The organism is Bradyrhizobium sp. CCBAU 65884 (genome assembly GCF_028128835.1).
GTDB lineage: Bacteria > Pseudomonadota > Alphaproteobacteria > Rhizobiales > Xanthobacteraceae > Bradyrhizobium > Bradyrhizobium ottawaense.
In genome coordinates this window covers 25656-44707 of sequence record NZ_LBJU01000123.1, presented here as the reverse complement: position 1 = coordinate 44707, position 19052 = coordinate 25656, and the positions used below count along the sequence as shown (strand labels likewise).

Below are 19052 nucleotides of genomic sequence, written 5' to 3'. Positions count from 1 at the left end.
TTGAGCATGATGTTGCCGGAAAACCGCTGCACGCTTTGCCGGATCGTGCTCTAAGATCAATCACTCCCCACAACACCACGGAACTGCTGATGCCGAGCTTTCACAACGGCGCCGTTGAAATTGCCTATCTCGATGAAGGCGAGGGCGATCCGATCATCCTGGTGCACGGCTTTGCCTCGAGCAAGAACGTGAACTGGGTCTATCCGACCTGGGTCTCGGAGCTGCGCAAGAACGGCCGCCGCGTGATTGCGCTCGACAATCGCGGCCATGGCGAAAGCGCAAAGCTCTACGAGCCCGCGCAGTATTCGATCCCGACCATGGCCGGCGACGTGCTTGCGCTGATGGATCATCTCGCCATCCCGCAGGCGGACATCATGGGTTATTCGATGGGCGGACGGATGGCGGCGTGGCTCTCCCTCAACGAGCCGCAGCGCCTGCGCTCGGCAATCCTCGGCGGCATCGGCATCGGCGGCCTGATCGAGGGCACGGGCCCCGGCGAGAACGTCGCCAAGGCGCTGGAAGCGCCGGATCTCGACGACGTCACCGATCCCGTCGGCCGCACCTTTCGCGCGTTCGCCGATCAGACCCGCTCCGACCGCCGTGCACTGGCCGCCTGCCTGCGCGGCACACGCGACCTCATGACGAGGGACGAAGCTGCGCGTATCGACGTGCCCGTGCTGATCGCAGTCGGCACCACCGACGACGTCGCAGGAAGTGCCAGCGCGCTCGGCGCGATCATCCCCGGCTCCGAAGTGCTCGACATTCCGAACCGCGACCACATGCGCGCGGTCGGCGACAAGGTCTACAAGACCGGCGTGCTGGATTTCCTCTCGCGCCGCGGCTGAGGCATGGTGTCTGACGCCAGGAGGTTGTTGCCCCGCTATCCTGAAATGTCCCATCACAAGGGGCTGTCCGCTCCCTTCAGGTCCGCGCGAACCCGGGGCGCTTGCACGTAAGATGCCCCCCGCGTGAGGCGGCTATTTTGGGAGGCGACTGTAATCTATGCCCAGCCTGGGCGCGTCGCTCCGCCTCTTCGACTCGAAGGCGGAGATCTTCCAGTTCTGAGAGTCGGGAAGAGAGGCCGTTCAGCCGTTGGGCGAAAAGGATCGCGCAAGACTCCTTCATCAACGCCTCCCGCTCCAAGCTCGGGCCGACTGCGTTGCCCTAGGGTGTGGGCGGCGGGAAAACAGGATACCCGTCCAACCGTTCCACTTGCCGTTGAGGCTATGACTTTCGGCATATGGTCCTAACCTGGCGAGGACACCAAAATTCTCGAAAGAGAGACTTAGCTGGTACGCCGGCCAAATCTCGATTTTTGGCATCGAGGTGTTTGTATGTCCTTTGACGCGATGGCCGCGGCGGTCGATTGGTTAGACGCCTACCGCGCCGGCGATGTCGATACGATCTTGCGGATGTACGCTGAAGATGCGGTCATCGTCTGCGGCTGCGGTTGCACGAAGACCATTACAGGGCCCGAAGGTCATCGCGCGTATTGGGTCGATCGCATGATCCAATATCCTGCGTCGACGCTCGACAACTTACAGCAGGCCGGGGAGGGAGCGCTGATCTCTTACGTCGTGCCCGAAGGCCTGGTCAGCGCGGTCTTGAAGTTCAACGCCGCTGGCCAGGTAGCGATGCATACCTGCGGACCTGCAAACTGACGTGCGATAGGAAAGGCACCAGTTCGCGGTCAATGCGATGCGAACTGATGCCTCTCCCGGGAGCACGGTGCGTTCAGGATTGGGCTCGGAGGAGCACCGCTATAAGCGCGGCAGCCAAGATCACTAGCCATATCAACGAGACGATCGTGGAGGCGAAGTGCCAATCTACGTCGCGGCGCCTGGGCTGCATTGTGTCTCCTTCCGGAGGTCGCGCGTCGGCTCAGCGGCCTCCATCGTCCTTCCCGTTGGGGCTGCCATCGCGGCCGCCGTTGCCCCAGCCATTGTTGCCATGGTGCTGATGGTGGTGGACCGCCCTCCCGCCAGACTGTGCAATCGCGTTGGACGTGAGGGAGGTCGATAGCAAAAGGGTGATGGTCGGCGGCGTCACGGCGGCGAACTTTCCGCAGGTCTTCAAGAATTCCCGTCGGTCGTCGTCCTGGTCTGGCATTGCAGTTTCTCCGGAAGGGGTAAAAAACGATTAAATCACATTAAATAAATTAAATAAATTAAATTTTGTTCCTAGGAACGTGCGGGAATTCCGGCGCCGGCCGCTGACCTTTTGGCATCCTGGAGCCCGCTAAGGGCGGTTATCGGGCCTCAGCTCGAGGCGGGCCGGGGGCAGCAAAGGGCCAAACAGGCGGCATTCCGCCCCGATGCTCTAGCCGTTGGCGCCGGCTACCAAGTGGGAGGCTGTGGTGTGCGTTGAAGCGATGCAGGAGGGAGTGTTTTCTCGTACTCCGCCAAATAGTGCTCCAGCGGCCTTGCTGTGCCTGTTACACGTAACTCACCCGTATTTCTGTCCACGATGAGCGGCGCGTTACCAACAAGCACTGCTGAACCGTCGTCGGCATCGAGGTACTGGTTGGATTGATAAAAAAATATCCACCCGTAGGGTTTCGCAATGGTGGCTTCACGCATAATGCGTGCCTGTCCCTCGCAAAGAATGTCCACCCAGGCTCCTGCAAGTGCTGCCGCCTTTTCGAAGTCCATGTGTCACTATTCCACGGGGCTCTGTGAAGTGCCGCCAAGCTCACGGCTGGACTAAGCGGCAAGCATGATTGGCCAAATATTCGTGAGACCGCAAGCCGCCTGCGTTCGCAACGGGGATGCATCGCCCCAATCTCATCGCGCTTTGACGTCGTCGCCAAACCGCCGCCCCACCGCCATCAGCACCACGAACGTCGCAACCCACACCATCCGCGCGCCGTAGCGGTCGTGCGGGCCGGAGATGACGGCGCAGATGAAGGCGTTGCCGAGCAGGGCCAGCGTCACGGTCGCCGCCAGCAGCGTCAGCTCGTCGAGCCGGCGGTTTGCCAGCGCGTTGCCGAGCAGCGCGACCAGGGCCAGCATCGAGGCCAGCGCCACCGGCACGTGCAGCCAGTTGATCGCGGTGAAGTCGAGCTGCCAATTCTGCTGTCGCGCGGAGCGCATCGGCGCGGCCTGCGCGGGGATGTAGCGCTCGATGATGCCACGGGTGTGCGGGATCCAGCCATTGGTGCCTTCGCCGGTCGCGACATGCAGCAATTGCTGGCCCATCGCCCGCAACGCCGCGCCGACCTGCCAGGCCGGATAATCCCTAAGCGACTGCACGACGATGTAACCCATCTCCTCGTTCATGCCTTCGAAGCGGCCAAGCGTGTTGAACATGCTCTTGCCCCACAGGAACTCGTCGGCGCTCGCCGGCAGCTCATTGCGATAGGGACAGAGCTTGTAGCGTTCGCGCGGGCAATGGTCGTCGAGGTAGCGCGCGACGATGCCGTCCTGCATCATGCGGCCGAAGGCGACGCCGTAACCGCCGGGCGTCCAGGCCAGCTTGCCGGACAGCGCATAATTCGCCGAGACCAGCATCAGGCCGCCCGCAACGATGCTGAGGCTGGCCTGCGCCAATCCCGCCAGCGGTAGGCGCTCCTTGAGAAACGGCCGGGCGATCCAGCCCGCGACGCAAAGACCGAGCAGCACGCCGAGCGTGGCGCTGTGGGTGGCGGCGGCAAAGGCGGTGAAGACGAACAACGAGATTTTCTCGAGCGCCGAGGTGCGGCTTGCGCCGACGACCAGGAGAAACAGCGACAGCACCGAGAGGCCGGCAAAGATGTCGGTGAGCAGCATGCTCGCAAGCCAGGGCAGCGCGGTCGACAGGATCAGGCCAAGGCTGATCGCGACGAAGCGAAAGGTCTGCATCATCGAGAGCACGCGCAGGGTGAGCTGCAACAGCCATAGCGTTGCCAGCGACTGGACCGCGAGGTTGATCCAGAAGCCAAAACTTTCGCCATAGTGCAGATAGAGGCCGAACACCGTGGAGCGGCTCGGGACGAGATAGCCCTCGTACCAGCGCGCCAGATAGCCGCCGGTATCCCATTGCAACAGCGGGTAGCCGTTCCAGAACGCCGGCGCGATCATCAGGAGGGGCAGGGCCATCGCCGCCAGACGCAGCCAAAGCGTATCCGCGGCGCGCCCGCGCAATTGATCGGTGGTGATGCTCAAATCTGCTCCCCGTCCTCGCCCCGAACCATGCTCGCAATAACGGTCGGGAGAGAATTCACCAATAGTTTGACGCCGCCCGACTTGAATTTGGCAAAACTCTGACCACTTTGAGCCAACCTTGCCGCTTGGGGGCTTCGAAAAAAATCTTTTGTTTCAACGTCTTGGCATGCTTCGCGGGGCAAGGCGCTGTTCACTCTCAGGCAAGCCGGTCAGGACTTCGTCGCCTAAACTATGCTATAGAGCGGGCAAAACGAGCCCACTCGAAAGAGCAAATCCCAAAGAGCAAATCCATGGCAGTGCATCAGGTCAATCCGGGAGGAAAGCTCGCATCGCTCGATCCGATCTGGGATCGGATCCGGGGCGAAGCGGAGGACATCGTCCGTCGCGAGCCGGAGCTTGCGACTTTCATCTATTCGTCCGTGCTGCATCACAGCCGCCTTGAGGATTCGGTGGTCCACCGCGTCGCCGAGCGGCTCGATCACTCCGCATTGTCGGGCGACTTGGTGCGCCAGGCCTATATGGACGCGCTGCGCGACGATCCCGATCTTGGCAACGCCTTCCGCGCCGATCTCGTGGCCGTCTACGACCGCGATCCCGCGACCTCGCGCTTCATCGATCCCTTGCTCTACTTCAAGGGCTTTCACGCGATCCAGACCCATCGCCTCGCGCACTGGCTCTATCTGAGAGGCCGCAAGGATTTCTCGTATTATCTCCAGAGCCGCGCCTCCGCGGTGTTCCAGACCGACATCAATCCTGCCGCGCGCATCGGCCGCGGCATCTTCCTCGACCACGCCACCGGCTTCGTCTGCGGTGAGACGGCGGTGATCGAGGACGACGTCTCGATCCTGCACGGCGTCACGCTCGGTGGCACCGGCAAGGAGAACGAGGACCGTCATCCGAAGATCCGGCACGGCGTCCTGATCGGCGCCGGCGCAAAGATCCTCGGCAACATCGAGATCGGCCATTGCGCGCGCATCGCGGCCGGCTCGGTCGTGGTCAAGCCCGTGCCGCACAACGTGACCGTCGCGGGCGTGCCTGCCAAGGTCGTCGGCGAGGCCGGCTGCGCCGAACCGTCGCGCACGATGGATCAGATGATCAACGCGATGGGGCTTTAAGACCTGGCCTTGAAGGCGAAAAGGGCCGGATTTCCGGCCCTTTCGGTCCCCAAATTCTTTGGCAATTCATGCTGGCGGTTCGTCGCGTCTCGTCCTAAAACCCGCCGACCATTTTCGATCGGAGACTTGCCGTGGACGTCAAAGAAGTCAGAAAGTTAGATGCGTATTTGAAGCGCGTATTCGGCAATCCCAAGATCCGCGTCGTGCCGCGGCCGAAGAAGGACGATTCCGCCGAAGTCTATATCGGCGAGGAGTTCATCGGCGTGCTCTTCGTCGACGACGAGGACGACGATCGCTCGTTCCAGTTCCAGATGGCGATCCTCGAGGACGATCTCGTCGATCAGGAGTAGATGCGAGCGTGGTCCGGAAAAGTGCGCAGCGGTTTTCCGAAAAGATCATGCTTGAACAACAACCTGAAGCGCGATGACGATTCATCCTGATCGCATCGCGCTTTAGCGCGGTCCGGTAGCGCGATCGGTTCCGGGGTTACGCGCCCACCGCTGCGAGCATGTCGGGGATTGTGACGAATTTTTCCCGCGGCTTGCCGAGCAGGGCTCCCCTGGATTTCTCGGCAGTATCGATCACCATCCAGTCCGGATAGCTCACGACGCGGGTGACGCGGCCGACGACGCGTGCCAGCAGCGCATCCGGCGTGTCCGGGCGCGCTCGCCGATGCGCAAGATCTGCCAGCACGGCCTCTGCCGTGGCGATGCCGCAGCCGCGATTGGTGCCGATCGTGCCGTTCGGACCGCGCTTGCTCCATCCGCAGGCATAGAGGCCCTCGATCACGCAATGCCCGTTCGTGACACGTCCATTGGCATTGGCATGAACGCCGCGATGTGTGTCGTAGGGTACGCCGGTGACGGGCGCCGTCCTGCGGCCGACGCTGCCGAACACGAGGCCGCCGGCGATGTCCTCGACGGCGCCGGACCGGTGCGTCACCGAGAGGGTCTCCACCCGGCCTCGTCCGTGGATCGCGAAGGGCGAGAAGCCAAATCGAAAGACACAATGGCGCGGCCTGGTCGCAGCCGCTTGCGAAAATCCGCGCAGCAGCGACAGCTTCTCGACCAGCTCCGGATCTGCGGGATGCTGCGGTTCGAAGTCCTTCGGCGTGACATCGCGGTCGTCGACGAGCGTGTCGCATGACCTCAATTCGAGGAAATCGCGCAATTCCTTGGCGCTGAATTTGGCCTGCACCGGTCCGCCGCGGCCGACGATGGAGATCTGGCGAATCCGGCTCGCCGCCAGCACCTCGAGCGCGTGGCGCGCGATGTCGGTCTGTCGCAGCTCGTCGGCGGTCTTGGCGAGAATGCGTGCGACGTCGAGTGCGACATTGCCGTGACCGATGATGATTGCCGCCTGATGGTCGAGATTGAAGCTGAGATCGGCGAAATCGGGGTGTCCGTTGTACCACGCGACGAAATCGCCGGCGCTGTGGCTCCCCGGCAGCGCCTCGCCCGGAATGCCCAGCGGCCGGCTCAGTTCGGCGCCCGTTGCCAACACGACGGCGTTGTAGGCCTCACGCAGCTCGTCGACCGTGACATCGTCTCCGACCGTGACACCGCCGAAGAAGCGAAAGCCGGGCATGGCGGCGATGCGGTCGAACGCTGCCGTCACCTGCTTGAGCTTCGGGTGGTCGGGCGCCACGCCGAACCGCACCAGCCCGTACGGCACCGGGAGCCGTTCGAACATGTCGACCGTCACAGATGCACCCGAACGCAAGAGGGCCTCGGCCGTGTAGAAGCCGCTCGGTCCGCTGCCGACGATGGCGACGCGGACTTCGCTTGCAGCGAGGCCTGTCATCGGCCCAGCGCCTGCCGGCGTTCGTCCGCTCCGGGCAGCGCCGGCAGGCGGCCACTGATGACGGGAGTTTCGGCAGCGCGCTTGCGGTTGACGTCGATCCAGAATTTTTTGTCGGCTGCGAGGCGATAGTCGGGCTCGATCGCACCGACCGGGCAGGCCGGCGCGCAGCCGCCGCAGTCGATGCAGTTTTCCGGATCGATATAGGTCATGGACTCATCGAGGTGAAAACACTCGACGGGACACACCGTGACGCATTCGGTGTATCGGCACCCCCGGCAATTGTCGGTGACCACATAAGTCATCGTCAGGCCCCGCTGACTTGGACGAGGATGTCGGAGAAGGTCGGGGCCCGGCCGAGGTCGGCGAACGCCGGCGGCGTCAGCACGTGGACCGTCGCGCCCTTGCGATTGGACCGCTGCCAGTAACCGGACGGCGCCACCACGACTCCAGGCATGATATCGGACGAAACGGTCGCAAAGGCTTCGAATGAGCCCCGATCGTTGAACACGCGAATGGGCGCGCCGGCGACGATCCCGCGCTGTGCGGCATCATCGGGATTGAGAAGCACCGCCTGTTCTTCGCCGGCCTGGGCGGTTTGCGCGGGAAGATTGCCGTAATTCGAGTTCAGGAAGGCGTGACTCTTCGGCGAGATCAGGCTGAGCGGGTAGCGCGTCGCGAGCACCGGCGCCGTGCGCGGGTTCTCGTTGGGCGGGATGTAGTGGGGCAGGGGATCGACGGGCGTGGCATCCTGGTCGCCATTGTAGCCCTGGCGGAACAGCGGCACCACGAAGTTGCCGCCGCCCGCGATCGTCGATTTGAATTCGCACTTGCCGGAGGCGGTCGGGAAATTGCCCTCGCGATGCGGCGCCCAGTCGGCGGGCGCCGGCATGTTGAGGCGCGCATAGCCCTTGGTCTTGACGCCGTCGAGCGTGATGCCTTCGAGAACCGGATTGCTCCAGTCGAGCGAAGCTTCGATGATTTCGTCGTCGGTCCGGAAGAAAGTGGGGTCGGTGATGCCCATTGCGCGCGCCAGGCGGCGGAACAGCTCGGTGTTGGAGACGGCTTCGCCAAGCGGCGCGATCGCCTGGTTGTTGTAGGAGAGGTAAAGGTGCCCCCAGGAGAACATGATGTCCTTCTGCTCGAGCTGCGTGGTTGCGGGCAAAACGATGTCGGCATATCTGGCGGTGTCGGTCAGGAAGTGCTCGCTGACGACGGTGAAGAGATCCTCGCGTCCGAGCCCATTTTCGAGCTTGGCCTGTTCGCTCACCATCGCCATCGGGTTGGCGTTGTAGACGAACAGCGCCTTGATCGGCGGGTCGAAGCCGAGTTCGCCGGTCAACGCCGGGCCGAGGCGCCAGGAGTTCAGCACGCGCATCTTCTCGGGCTGGAGGTCGGGCCGCATCAAGACGTCCCATCTGACCGGGAAGGCCCAGATCGGCAGCTGGAGCAGGCCGCCACCGACATGCTTCCAGGCGCCGATCAGCCCCGGAAGGCAGGCGATCGCACGCACGGTCTGGCCGCCGCCGGCATGCCGCTCGACCGCGACGCCGATGCGTATGACGGCGGGCGGTGTGGTCGCAAATTCTCTGGCCAGCTTGAGGATGTCGTCGACGGGAATGCCAGTTTCCTGCGACGCAAATTCCGGGGTGTAGCTCGCCGCGCGGTCCACCAGCTCGTCGTAGCCGATGGTGTATTTGTCGACGTAATCGCGATCGACCAGGTTCTCCTTGATGATGACGTGGATCATCGCCAGCGCGAGCGCGGCGTCAGTGCCGGGCCGGATCGGAATGTGCCAGTCGGCGAGGCGCGCGGTGCGGGTGCGGACGGGATCGATCACGATGAGCTTGGCGCCGGCCTTTTTTGCCTGCTCGATGAACGGCCAGTGATGCGAGTTCGTGCTCAGCGTGTTGCAGGCCCACAGGATGATGTATTTCGAGTGCACGAAGCTTTCGGGGTCGACGCCGGGCGTGTGCCCGATCGTCATCATGTACGCTGTGCAAGAGGCAGAGTCGCAGAAGGTGCGCTCCAGAACCGTCGCCCCTAACTTGTTGAAGAGGGGATCTCCGACATTCAACCCGTTGATGATGCCCTGCGTGCCCAGATAGCTGTAGGGCAGGATCGCCTGCGCGCCGTGCTCGGCGATCACTGATTTCCAGCGCGATGCGATGGTGTCGATGGCTTCGTCCCAGGAGATCCGCTGGAATTGCCGGGAGCCCTTCGGGCCGACCCGCTTCAGCGGAAAGAGGACGCGCTTGTCGCTGTAGACGCGCTCCTCGTAATTGTTGACCTTGACGCAGAGGCGTCCGCGCGTGAACGGGTGATCAGGATTGCCGCGGACGGCAATCGCCTTGCCGTCCTCGACCGTGGTCAGGATGGAGCAGGTGTCGGGGCAGTCGTGGGGGCATGCGCCTATGACCGTGGACCTCGCCATGGATCTCTCCGCTTCCTGATTCAAGACGGTCCGAAGGATGCGGCGGCCGGGCGCGCCCTGGCTTTTCAAAACGTGCGGTGTTGTTGTCCCGGACTGCTCTCGGCCGGTGGACGCCTTGCCGGTTCTCTGGCATGCTAATTGCCTGAACCGGCAATACCTCTCTACCCATACATCGCGTGATCTGGCGGAGATTTCCGATGGGTATGCTTGGCAACTCTGTCGATAAATATGTGACCGGCAGAATGCTCCAGACGTCCAACGACCGGCGGTGGGGGCATCTCCTGGCCGAACGATGGAGTCATGAGCCGGGCGACCTCCCTCCGCAATTGCCGCGCGACACCGAGATCGCGATATTGCTCCGCGGCAGCTCGGTCGTCGACCGCGAAGGCGCCGGCATGCGGCAGCGCACCTTCGGCAGGAGAGGCACCGTCTGGCTCTGCCCGGCCGGCATCCGCGAAGACTTCATCCGCGTCGAGGACCAGATGCAGGAATGCCTGCATCTCTTTCTTCCGGGCAAGCCGTTCGACGACACCATGCTCAGGGATCTCGACATCGATCCCTCGGGCATGTCGATCCGCTACGAGAGCATCGACCGGGACATGTTCATCGAGCACGTCGCGGACCGCATTCTCGCGGAGCTCGCGCAGGAGACCTCCACAGGCCGCCTTTTGATCGAAAGCCTGGGGCGGGCCTTGTCCGCCCATCTGGTGCACAGCTACGCCGCCAGTTCAGTCCGGCTGAAGCAATCCTATGCCGTGCAGAAACCGCTCGATGCGAGGCGCCTGTCGCGCGTCACGGAATTCATCGAAGCATCCGTCGAGCGCGAGTTCACCGTGAAGGATCTTGCATCTGTGGCCTGCATGAGCCCGGCGCATTTCTCCCGCAGCTTCAAGGCGGCGACCGGAACTGCACCGCACGAATATGTCAGCCGTCAGCGCCTCGATCTCGCCAAGCGGCTCCTGTCGACCAGCGATCGCCCGCTGGTCGATATCGCCTTTGCCGCGGGATTTTCCTCGCAGGCCAATTTCAACCGCGCCTTCCGCAAGGCGGTCGGGACGACGCCGAGCCATTATCGGGCGCGGAAGGGGCAGGATTGAGCCTGCCCGCATCAAGTCTGGATGATGTGGCCTTGAGATCCCCACGGGTTTTGCCCGATGGGTCAAGCTCTAATTCGGAAATAATGAATATTTAAAAATACGAAGTGCGGCCGTGACTTGGCTACTGTGCATGGGGTTGTTTTCGAGATTTTGTTCGGTGAGGGGTTGAGCCCGGCCTGCAAGCCGATCTCGCGGCCGCGCTTACCCCTTCGGTCCGCGCAACTGCGCCGTCAGCCTGTCCATCGCCTCCGCCGCATCGCGCCACTGTGACAGCCAGCTGCGCGGAAAGCGGAAGGTGAGGTCGGCGCCGCCGACGCGGCGCTCGGACAGGCACATGCCGGGCGTTGACGCATCGCGGGTGCAGCGCGCGGTCAGCGCGGGGCTTGCAGCCGAATAGAAATCTTCGCTGCCGTAGGGCGTGTCAGCACGGAACATCCGCATCGTCAGGCCGTCCGCGGGCATCGCTGCTGCCTGGTCGAGATAGCGCGGATAGATCGTCGCAGTTCGCTGCTCGGGCGAGAGCGCATCGTGATGGGCTGTGATCGACAGGAAGATGCGGTCGATCGATTGCACCGCCGCTTCCACCGTGTCGGCGGTGACGTGCTTTGGCGTGCCGGGCGGCTCCAGAGAGGGATAGAGGAAGTCGAGGTCGATACGCTCCTGCGGTCCGGAGTGCCGCTGGATCTTCATGCGGATCGCCGTCACCGGCAGGTTGAACAGCGTGCCGCCGACGCTCACCGGCAGCTTGTCCGGGGCGTTCGCGCCGCGGGTGCCCCAGGTCGGCCACAACAGATAGGCGACGAGCGCGACCGCGCACACCGCAGCAATGCCGCCGAGCACGATCGGGACGGCATGCGCCCAGGTGCGCGTGCGGGGGGACCTGTGGGGAACTGCCGAAAACACCGTCATGAGCTTGCGCGAGGTCGAGCCGGAAGTCGGCCGGTGGCCGACGAATCAGCGGCGAATATGCCATGCGGCGCCGATTTCGCGCAGCGTTCCCGGCTGCGGGGGGCGGGGACGGCCCTGCGTGGACGGGACGGCGGCGTTAACCTTCCCTTAAGGATAATGTAGCGTTAACCGGCACCATTTGTCACAGGAATGCTCGGCGTTGCGTAAGGGCGGACCGTTCCGATGACACCTGAAGCTTTCAACACCTTCTTCTCGATCTGCATTGGTTTCGCGCTCGCGGGTGCGCTCGTGAACGGATACCAGGCGCTGGCGCAGCGGCCCGCCGGCTTCGGCCTGCTGCAGGACGGCGTGGCGCCGAAGACCTTCGCTGCGGTGCCGTTCCTGGTGTTCGCCGCGCCCTTCATCATCATGCGCAACACGCTGCGCGGCATGCGCGTGGAAAGCCGCCGTGCCGAGTTCGTGATGATGGCGACCCTCATCGCCGGCTTCTGGAGCATGATGAGCGGCACCTTCTTCCTGATGACGTTGCGCGCGGCCGGCGTTCTGGGCTGACGCCCGCGCATTGAGCGCTGCCGGCGCGGGGCCTTTGCGTCGCGGCTGCCGTTTGGCTATGCCAGTGGTCAACGCGACAGGAGACCTCCATGGCGATCTACGAACTCGACGGGCAGGCGCCCGACCTTCCCGCCGACGGCAATTATTTCATCGCCGAGACCGCCACCGTGATCGGCCGCGTGCGCCTGAAGCCGGGTGCGAGCGTCTGGTTCGGCGCGGTGCTGCGCGGCGACAATGAATGGATCGAGATCGGCGAGGGCGCCAATGTGCAGGACGGCTCGACCTGCCACACCGATCTCGGCTTTCCGCTTCACATCGGCCGGAACTGCACGGTTGGCCACAATGTCATCCTTCATGGCTGCACCATCGAGGAGGGCGCGCTGATCGGCATGGGCTCGATCGTAATGAACGGGGCGAAGATCGGCCGCAACAGCATCGTCGGAGCCGGTTCCGTCATCACCGAGGGCAAGGAGTTTGCCGAACGTTCCCTGATCATCGGCTCACCGGCGCGCGTGATCCGCACGCTCGACGACGCCCAGGTGCAGCGAATGGGAAGCGCGGCCAGGTTCTACGTCGCCAATGGTCCGCGCTTCAAAAAGGGCTTGAAGCGGATCGGTTGAGAAAGTCTGCGCGGCCGGTCCGCCCAGTGGCACGGTTCCGTACCGTACAAATACAGGCCGGTACTTTAATCCTCCGCTAGCGCGATCACGCTTATTGTTGAGCGTTTTCAACCAGGAGGAGCGGCGCCATGGATGCGACGGCGCTGGGATCCGGCTTCGGTGCCGGAACCAATCTATTGAAGAAGTTCGTAAGACTCGCGCGCGGCGCCGACACGCTGACGGTCGCCGAGAAGGTCTACAGCATTGCCGCCTTCCTTGCGATCGTCACCACCTTCCTCCTCGTGATGTCGGTCCAGTCCGTACGCTTGCAGACGACGTATCGCCACATGCATGTCACCGCCGCCGAGGCGGCGATCGGCGTCGGGCGCATCAATGCGCTGATCTATGCCATCGTGATGGAATCACGCGGCATCTACATGTCGGCCGATCGTCGTGCGATGAAGCCGTTCGCGGACGGGCTGGTGCGGCGCAACCACGAGCTCGCCGAGGCCGTGAAGAGCATGGAGAAGAACGTCGGCAACGACGACGCCGAGCTGTTCGCGAGCTTCCGCCAGCGCATCATGCAATTCATCGACTTCCGTCAGGAACTGGTGCGGCGCGGGATCGAGATCAGCCCGGCCGCGGGGCGCGAATGGGGCGACAACGACGCCAACCGCACCGTGCGCAGCAAGCTCAACAGCGATATCGAGGCGCTCGAGCGCATCTACCAGCAGCGCGCCCGCGAGGCGGACGAGCTTGCCAATGAGAACCGCTATGCGGCTGCCTATCTGTTCGCACTCGGACTCGCCGCCTTGATGCTGGCGGCGCTCAACGTCGTCGTCATGCGCAGTTCGGTCGTCGGCGCCCTGGCCGATATCACGCAGGCGACCGACCGGATCGCGCAGGGCGACGTCAAGAGCGAGGTGCCGCATCTCGGCCGTCACGACGAGATCGGACGTCTTGCGCGCGCCGTGCAGAACTTCCGCGACGCCGTCGCGCGCATCTTCGAGCTCGAGGAGCTCGAGCTCGGCACCGCCCAGGCGCGCGACGCCGCGAGGACCGAGCGCGACCAATTCAACGACAAGTACCAGGCCAAGAAGTGGCAGCTCTCGGCCGCTATCAACAGCATGCCGCAGGGACTGATCATGCTCGACGGCAAGGCGGTCGTGGTCGCGATGAACTCGAACTACCGGCAGATCTACAATCTGCCCGAGACGATCCAGGCTGGATCGACCCTCGAGGATATCCTCCAGCACCGGGTCAAGAGCGGGCTGTTCAGCGGCGACGTCGCGAAATATGTCGCGGCCGTTCTCGACCGGATCGCCAGGCGCGAGCCGGCGGCCTACGAGATCGCCTTGAACGACGGCCGCATCATCAAGATCTACGAGCGTCCGATGGACGGCGGCGGCTGGGTTTCCGTGCAGGAGGACGTCACCGAACAGCGTCAGCGCGAGCGCATTCTCGAGCGGATGGAGCGCTTCCTCGCCACCATCATCGAGAACGTGGCCGAGGGCATCATCGCCAAGGATGCGCGCAATCTGCGCTACGTCTTCGTCAACAAGGCGGCCGAGAAGATGATCGGCATGTCGCGCGGCGAGATCATCGGCAAGACCGCGCGGGAATTGTTCTCCCCGGAGGCGGCCGAGCTGATCGAGCGGCGCGACAAGCAGCTGCTCGCGCAGAAGCAGCAGCTCGCGCCGATCATCGACACCATCGACAATCCCGCGCGCGGGCGTCGCGTGATCTCCGCACGGCGGGTTCAGATCGGCGGCGCCAGCGAAGAGTCCCACATGTTCGTGACCATGGTCGAGGACCGGACCGAGAATAGGGTGGCGGCCGCATAGCGATCGGTGCGCGATCCGGAGCGGGACGTCAGCTTCCCTCGGATTCGCGCGCTTCGGTCGCGCCTGCGACCTTCTCGTGGCCGGCGGCCCACAGCGCATGCTCGTCGCTGCCGCCGAGGTAGGGATTGGCCTCGGCCGGAATGTTGTCGCGCGCGGCGCGTTCGCCTTCTGCAAAAGGATCGCGATCGGTCATCGTGATTGAGCCTCCTCGCTTTCAAGCTGATGTGACGGCATTTGTTCCGGAACCTGCCTTCGCCGCGGCGGTTGACCGGCAAAGGAGAATTCTCATGGCTGCATCGCCTGCAACCGTCTCGATCAAGACCATGATGGTGATCTTCGCCCTCGCAGCGATGCCGGCCGTCGCGTTCGCGCAGGCGAGCGGCGGTTCGGCCGGATCGACCGGAGGCGCCGCGGGATCGACTGGAGGCTCCGTTGGATCGAGCGGTGGCGTCGCCAACTCGCCGGCTCCACCGCCCGGCACCAACAGCCTGGGTACGGCTCAGTCATCCGGCCCGGGCTCCGGCGGTACGACTGGCAGCGGCACAGGAGGCGGCGCCGATGCCGCCGTCAATGCCGAGAATCGGATGCTCGACAAGAAGCTCAAGAGCATCTGCCGCGGCTGCTGATCCTCGCGCGGAAGTGAGACAGCGTGGCTGTCCCGAATGCCCAAGTGACGTTAGCTTGATCCCGCTTTGAAGCGTGGAGCGTGTCCACGCGGAGGATCGAGTGATGTTACGCAGGATGATGATGGCGGCGCTGGCCGTCGCGGCAGTCGGGCTGTCGGCGCCGCAGGTGGCCCACGCAGGGGGGGGCGGACATGGCGGGGGACATGGCGGCTGGGGGCACGGCGGGGGCGGCTGGGGCCATGGCGGCCATTGGCATGGCGGCGGCTTCTGGCCAGGTGTCGCGATCGGAGCGGGCATCGCCGGCGCCGGCTACTATGGCGGTTATTACGGCTACGGCTACCCCTATTACGGCGGTCCCACCTATTATAGTACCGGCTACGACGACTACAACGATGGCTATGGCGGCTGCTACGTCGCGCGCAAGCGCGTCATGACGCCGGCGGGCTGGCGTATCCGCCGCGTGGACGTCTGCGAATAGCGTCCCACAAAAAACAAGGCCGTTGACGCAGTATACCGTCAACGACCTTGCCAGCCCCGGACATTGAAATCGGCTCACGCCATCCGGTAAGCGCGACCATCGCGCGGAATCATACGGCCGAATGTGATCCAGTTCACAAGTGGCAAAAATAAAGTTCCACGGCGAGGTGGGGAGTTAGCCGCGCGAGCGCTTGCGCGCACTGGCGTGGACACGGTGCCGCGCCGGTTTCCTGCGGGTAACCGAGGGCGCTTCAACCTCGCTCGCCCGTGCGCTGGCGAACGATTGCCGCAAGCCGTCGATGGACTCGTTCAGCGAGGCGACCTGTTCGGACAGGCGCTTGGTGTCGGCCTGCTGCGCCGCCATCAGCCGCTTCATCGTCTGGAGCTGGTCCTGCACGACCTGGAGCTGGTCGATCGATTCCTGCTGGGTCGCCTCCAGCCCCTTGGTCTTCTCGACCAGCTGCTCGGAGGCCTGGGCCGTACGGGCCTGGAGCTGCCGCGATGCCACCACCCGGTCAGCTTCCGGTGCGGCGCCGGTATAGGCCCGCCAGATCGCGATCGAGGTTACCCCCGCGATCAGGAGCAGCAGCGCAGCGGCGGTCAGCGCGATGGGCTGGGCGCCAAGGCGAAGCAGGGGGTTCGACGGTGTGTCCTGGGCGAGATCGATCATCGCTGACAAAACCCAAATTGAAACTTGGTGAGTGGCGAAGACCGGCAACCAGAGGTCGCCGGGGCGTCCCGAAAGTGTTACGTTTCCGCAAGGAATGGGACCAAAAAGAGGCTAAGGGCCAAAAAACCAGGAATTAGCGGGCCTTGCGGCTTCCAAGGCTCCGCCCTGGCGCGGGAATCAAGGTTGAAAAGGCGCAAACGGCCCGGAATAGGTCTTCGCGCGCGGGGCCGCGTAGGGCCCCAGCCGGGAGGTCTTCAGGCCCAGCCGCACCAGTGATTCCGCCAGCGTCACCGCAGCAGCGACGCCGTCGATCACGGGCAGGCCATGGGTGGTGGCAAGCTCAGCGGCGAGATCGGCCATGCCGGCGCAGCCGAGCACGATGGCTTCCGCCCGGTCGTCGCGGATCGCGGCCGTGATCTCCGTGGAGATCTTTGCGAGCGCGTCCGTGTTGCGCTCCTCGAGCGCGAGCACCGGGACCTCGGCGGCGCGGACGCGGGTGCAGCGTTCGGCGAGGCCGTACTTCTTGAGATTATGCTCGATCGGGACGATGGAGACACCGAGCGTCGTCACCACGGCAAAGCGCGCGGCGACCAGGCTCGCCATGTGGAAGCCAGCCTCTCCAATGCCGATCACCGGCGCCTTCGCGATGGCGCGGGCGGCATCCAAGCCGGTGTCGTCGAAGCAGGCGATGATGTGGGCCTCCGCACCATCGCGGTCGGCCTCGCGGATGCAGCCGAGCATGCCGGGCACGGCGAAGGCTTCGTCGTAAAATCCCTCGATCGAGACCGGGCCCATCGTCGGCTGCCGCGCGTCGATCAGCGTGCCGGGCAGGGCGACGCTGCGCGCTGCAGCGGCGATCTTCGCCGTCATCGTAACAGTGGTGTTGGGATTGACGATGTGCAGTCGCATTTCGATCAGACGAGTCCCTTCGCAGACAAGTCCCTTGTCAGACAAGGCCTTTGCCGGCGTCCGAACCCTTGGCCGCCTGCCGCTTGTTGAGCATGTGGATGGTGCCGAGCGCAAGCGTGATCACCGTGAACGAGACAGCCGAGATCACTGTGCCGAGCGCATAGATGTCGGGATTCGTCACCGTGGTGGTCAGGCCCTGCAGATCGAGCGGCAGCGTATTCACCGCCCCGATCGCCTGGCTGGAGCGGGCGAGTTCGTCCCAGGATAGCGTGAAGCCGAACAGGCCGATGCCAATCACGGAAGGCAGGATGATCGGCAGCACGACATGGCGGAACGTCTGCCACGGCGTCGCCCCGAGATCGCGCGCGGCTTCCTCGAGGCGGGGATCGAAGCGGTTGAAGATCGCGAACATGATCAGAAGGCCGAACGGCAACGTCCAGGTCAGGTGTGCGCCGAGACCCGATGTGAGCAGGCCCATCGAGGTCTCGAAATTCTCGTTCCAATGCGCCTTGATCAGATCGTCGATGATGCGAAATTCAAGGGAGATGCCGAGCGAGGTGATGATCGAAGGCACGATCAGGCTGGCGATCGCCGAATAGAACAGAATGCTCTGCGCCCTGAATTTCCTGCGGAAGGCCATGCCGGCGGCGACCGACAGTACGACGGTGACGATCATCACGATGATGCCGAGCAGCAGCGAGCGGCGGAAGGCCGCGCCGAGATCGACGATGCCGGTGCCCTGGAACAATTTTGCGATCCAGAAGGTCGACACGCCATTCATCGGGAAGGTGAGGCCGCCCTGCGGCCCCTGGAACGACAGCACGTAGATCGCGATCATCGGGCCGTAGAGGAACAGCACATAGGCCGCGAAGAAGATCGCGAGGATGTAGAAAGAGCGCGGGCGTCCTTCCTTCATGCTCAGAGCTCCTTCTTGATGTCCACGATGCGCGACATCATGGTGATGATCAGGAAGGTGATCGCGAGCAGGATCACGGCGTTGGCCGCGGCGGCCGGGAATTGCAGCGCGTTGACCCGCGTCTCGATGATCTTGCCGGCAGCGGCGATCTGCTGGCCGCCCATCACGCCGATGGTGATGAAGTCGCCCATCACGATGGTGATGACGAAGATCGAGCCGATCACGATGCCCGGCTTTGCCAGCGGGATGATGACGTTGACCAGCGTCTGGAAGCCGGTCGCGCCGGCATCATAGGCGGCCTCGATCAGCGACTTGTCGATGCGGATCATCGAATTGAAGATCGGCACCACCATGAAGAAGGTGAAGAGGTGCACCAGCGCCAGCACCACCGAGAATTCGGAGAACAGCAGCCATTCCAGCGGGTGGTTGATCAGGCCGGTCTTGACGAGGCCCGAATTGACGAGGCCGTTGCGCCCGAGCAGCGGGATCCAGGCGATCATGCGGATCACGTTGGAGGTCCAGAACGGGATCGTGCAGAGCAGCGACAATCCCATCTGCCAGGTCTTGGACTTGACGTGGAAGGCGAGGAAATAGGCGACCCAGAAGCCGATGAACAGCGTGATCGCCCAGACCAGGAAGCAGAGCTTCAGCGTCTTCACATAAGTCTTGCCGATCGTGCAGAGATCGGGCAGCTGCGCGATGCAGCCTTCGAACGTGTCGGTGTAACCGCGGCCGGAGAGCGCCGGCAGCAACTGGTATTCGTTGTAGTCCCAGAACGAGACGATGACGACGAAGACCAGCGGAATGAGAAAGAAGGCGAGAAACACCAGCATCATCGGCCCGGCCTGGAGCCAGGAGATGAAGGACGGCGACAACCGCGCGGCCTTTGCGGCGCGCGCGGTGTCGGGTCCCCGGACGAGGTCCGGGGATGCCTGTTGCAGGATGTCCTCTGACGTGTCCAT

The 19052-nt window shown here is 63.8% G+C and carries 22 protein-coding genes; 10 read left to right on the top strand and 12 right to left on the bottom strand.

Annotated elements, in window-relative coordinates:
- Window positions 1-89 precede the first annotated feature (89 nt).
- Window positions 90-845 (top strand): alpha/beta fold hydrolase, encoded by a 756-nt coding sequence (locus tag XI03_RS24060; protein WP_028141164.1) that lies wholly within the window; start codon window positions 90-92, stop codon window positions 843-845.
- A 489-nt stretch (window positions 846-1334) separates the two neighbouring features.
- Entirely contained in the window at window positions 1335-1661 is a 327-nt protein-coding gene (locus XI03_RS24055) for a nuclear transport factor 2 family protein (RefSeq protein WP_271593525.1), read from the top strand.
- A gap of 220 nt (window positions 1662-1881) precedes the next feature.
- On the opposite strand, the gene XI03_RS24050 is transcribed toward XI03_RS24055, so the two are convergent.
- From XI03_RS24050 to XI03_RS24040, 3 genes are all read right to left on the bottom strand, one after another.
- Window positions 1882-2109 carry a hypothetical protein gene (locus tag XI03_RS24050; protein WP_271593524.1) on the bottom strand — a complete coding sequence of 76 codons (228 nt, stop codon included), beginning with the start codon at window positions 2107-2109 and terminating at the stop codon, window positions 1882-1884.
- Between the two features lie 227 nt (window positions 2110-2336).
- Entirely contained in the window at window positions 2337-2651 is a 315-nt protein-coding gene (locus XI03_RS24045) for a YrhB domain-containing protein (RefSeq protein WP_271593523.1), read from the bottom strand.
- 132 nt (window positions 2652-2783) lie between these two features.
- Window positions 2784-4142, bottom strand: a complete 1359-nt coding sequence (locus XI03_RS24040; RefSeq protein WP_271593522.1) for a hypothetical protein — start codon at window positions 4140-4142, stop codon at window positions 2784-2786.
- 290 nt (window positions 4143-4432) lie between these two features.
- On the opposite strand from XI03_RS24040, the gene cysE reads away from it, so the two are divergent.
- Together cysE and XI03_RS24030 are read left to right on the top strand one after the other, a co-directional pair.
- Window positions 4433-5257, top strand: coding sequence for a serine O-acetyltransferase (gene cysE / locus XI03_RS24035; RefSeq protein ID WP_038949923.1), 825 nt, complete (start codon window positions 4433-4435; stop codon window positions 5255-5257).
- Window positions 5258-5388: 131 nt separating this feature from the next.
- The gene (locus XI03_RS24030) at window positions 5389-5607 is read left to right on the top strand and encodes a DUF3126 family protein (RefSeq protein ID WP_007602550.1); all 219 of its coding nucleotides are present in this window, start codon (window positions 5389-5391) and stop codon (window positions 5605-5607) included.
- A gap of 136 nt (window positions 5608-5743) precedes the next feature.
- Here the strand turns inward: XI03_RS24030 and XI03_RS24025 are convergent, their stop codons facing one another.
- Genes XI03_RS24025 through XI03_RS24015 form a run of 3 tightly spaced genes read right to left on the bottom strand, consistent with a single transcriptional unit; the run spans window position 5744 to window position 9491 of the window.
- Entirely contained in the window at window positions 5744-7060 is a 1317-nt protein-coding gene (locus tag XI03_RS24025; RefSeq protein ID WP_271593521.1) for an FAD-dependent oxidoreductase, read from the bottom strand.
- Window positions 7057-7362, bottom strand: coding sequence for a ferredoxin family protein (locus tag XI03_RS24020; RefSeq protein ID WP_028141159.1), 306 nt, complete (start codon window positions 7360-7362; stop codon window positions 7057-7059). Before XI03_RS24020 ends, XI03_RS24025 begins: the two co-directional genes overlap by 4 nt.
- A gap of 2 nt (window positions 7363-7364) precedes the next feature.
- The gene (locus tag XI03_RS24015; RefSeq protein WP_271593520.1) at window positions 7365-9491 is read right to left on the bottom strand and encodes a molybdopterin-containing oxidoreductase family protein; all 2127 of its coding nucleotides are present in this window, start codon (window positions 9489-9491) and stop codon (window positions 7365-7367) included.
- Between the two features lie 197 nt (window positions 9492-9688).
- On the opposite strand from XI03_RS24015, the gene XI03_RS24010 reads away from it, so the two are divergent.
- On the top strand, window positions 9689-10588 hold the full coding sequence (locus tag XI03_RS24010; protein ID WP_244429180.1) for an AraC family transcriptional regulator: 900 nt from the start codon (window positions 9689-9691) through the stop codon (window positions 10586-10588).
- Between the two features lie 201 nt (window positions 10589-10789).
- Here the strand turns inward: XI03_RS24010 and XI03_RS24005 are convergent, their stop codons facing one another.
- Entirely contained in the window at window positions 10790-11497 is a 708-nt protein-coding gene (locus tag XI03_RS24005; protein WP_028141156.1) for a hypothetical protein, read from the bottom strand.
- Between the two features lie 222 nt (window positions 11498-11719).
- Between XI03_RS24005 and XI03_RS24000 the strand changes: the two genes are divergently transcribed.
- From XI03_RS24000 to XI03_RS23990, 3 genes are all read left to right on the top strand, one after another.
- Window positions 11720-12049 carry a DUF6949 family protein gene (locus XI03_RS24000; RefSeq protein ID WP_018322105.1) on the top strand — a complete coding sequence of 110 codons (330 nt, stop codon included), beginning with the start codon at window positions 11720-11722 and terminating at the stop codon, window positions 12047-12049.
- 89 nt (window positions 12050-12138) lie between these two features.
- Window positions 12139-12669, top strand: coding sequence for a gamma carbonic anhydrase family protein (locus tag XI03_RS23995; protein WP_038972407.1), 531 nt, complete (start codon window positions 12139-12141; stop codon window positions 12667-12669).
- 128 nt (window positions 12670-12797) lie between these two features.
- The gene (locus XI03_RS23990; RefSeq protein ID WP_081494357.1) at window positions 12798-14492 is read left to right on the top strand and encodes a PAS-domain containing protein; all 1695 of its coding nucleotides are present in this window, start codon (window positions 12798-12800) and stop codon (window positions 14490-14492) included.
- A 28-nt stretch (window positions 14493-14520) separates the two neighbouring features.
- Here the strand turns inward: XI03_RS23990 and XI03_RS23985 are convergent, their stop codons facing one another.
- A complete protein-coding gene (locus tag XI03_RS23985; protein WP_162832279.1) occupies window positions 14521-14685 on the bottom strand; it encodes a hypothetical protein in 165 nt (54 codons plus the stop codon).
- Window positions 14686-14779: 94 nt separating this feature from the next.
- Between XI03_RS23985 and XI03_RS23980 the strand changes: the two genes are divergently transcribed.
- Both XI03_RS23980 and XI03_RS23975 read left to right on the top strand, forming a co-directional pair.
- Window positions 14780-15118, top strand: a complete 339-nt coding sequence (locus tag XI03_RS23980) for a hypothetical protein (RefSeq protein ID WP_271593519.1) — start codon at window positions 14780-14782, stop codon at window positions 15116-15118.
- 103 nt (window positions 15119-15221) lie between these two features.
- Window positions 15222-15596, top strand: coding sequence for a hypothetical protein (locus XI03_RS23975; protein WP_271593518.1), 375 nt, complete (start codon window positions 15222-15224; stop codon window positions 15594-15596).
- A gap of 174 nt (window positions 15597-15770) precedes the next feature.
- Here XI03_RS23975 and XI03_RS23970 read toward each other — a convergent pair whose 3' ends face one another.
- The 4 genes from XI03_RS23970 to XI03_RS23955 all read right to left on the bottom strand — a co-directional run bounded on the left by XI03_RS23970 (window position 15771) and on the right by XI03_RS23955 (window position 19052).
- Window positions 15771-16265 carry a hypothetical protein gene (locus tag XI03_RS23970; protein ID WP_028141150.1) on the bottom strand — a complete coding sequence of 165 codons (495 nt, stop codon included), beginning with the start codon at window positions 16263-16265 and terminating at the stop codon, window positions 15771-15773.
- 177 nt (window positions 16266-16442) lie between these two features.
- A complete protein-coding gene (locus tag XI03_RS23965) occupies window positions 16443-17174 on the bottom strand; it encodes an aspartate/glutamate racemase family protein (RefSeq protein ID WP_271593517.1) in 732 nt (243 codons plus the stop codon).
- 37 nt (window positions 17175-17211) lie between these two features.
- Window positions 17212-18090: an ABC transporter permease gene (locus XI03_RS23960; RefSeq protein WP_038949910.1), complete on the bottom strand. Its 879-nt coding sequence runs from the start codon at window positions 18088-18090 to the stop codon at window positions 17212-17214.
- 2 nt (window positions 18091-18092) lie between these two features.
- Window positions 18093-19052 (bottom strand): ABC transporter permease, encoded by a 960-nt coding sequence (locus XI03_RS23955; protein ID WP_271593516.1) that lies wholly within the window; start codon window positions 19050-19052, stop codon window positions 18093-18095.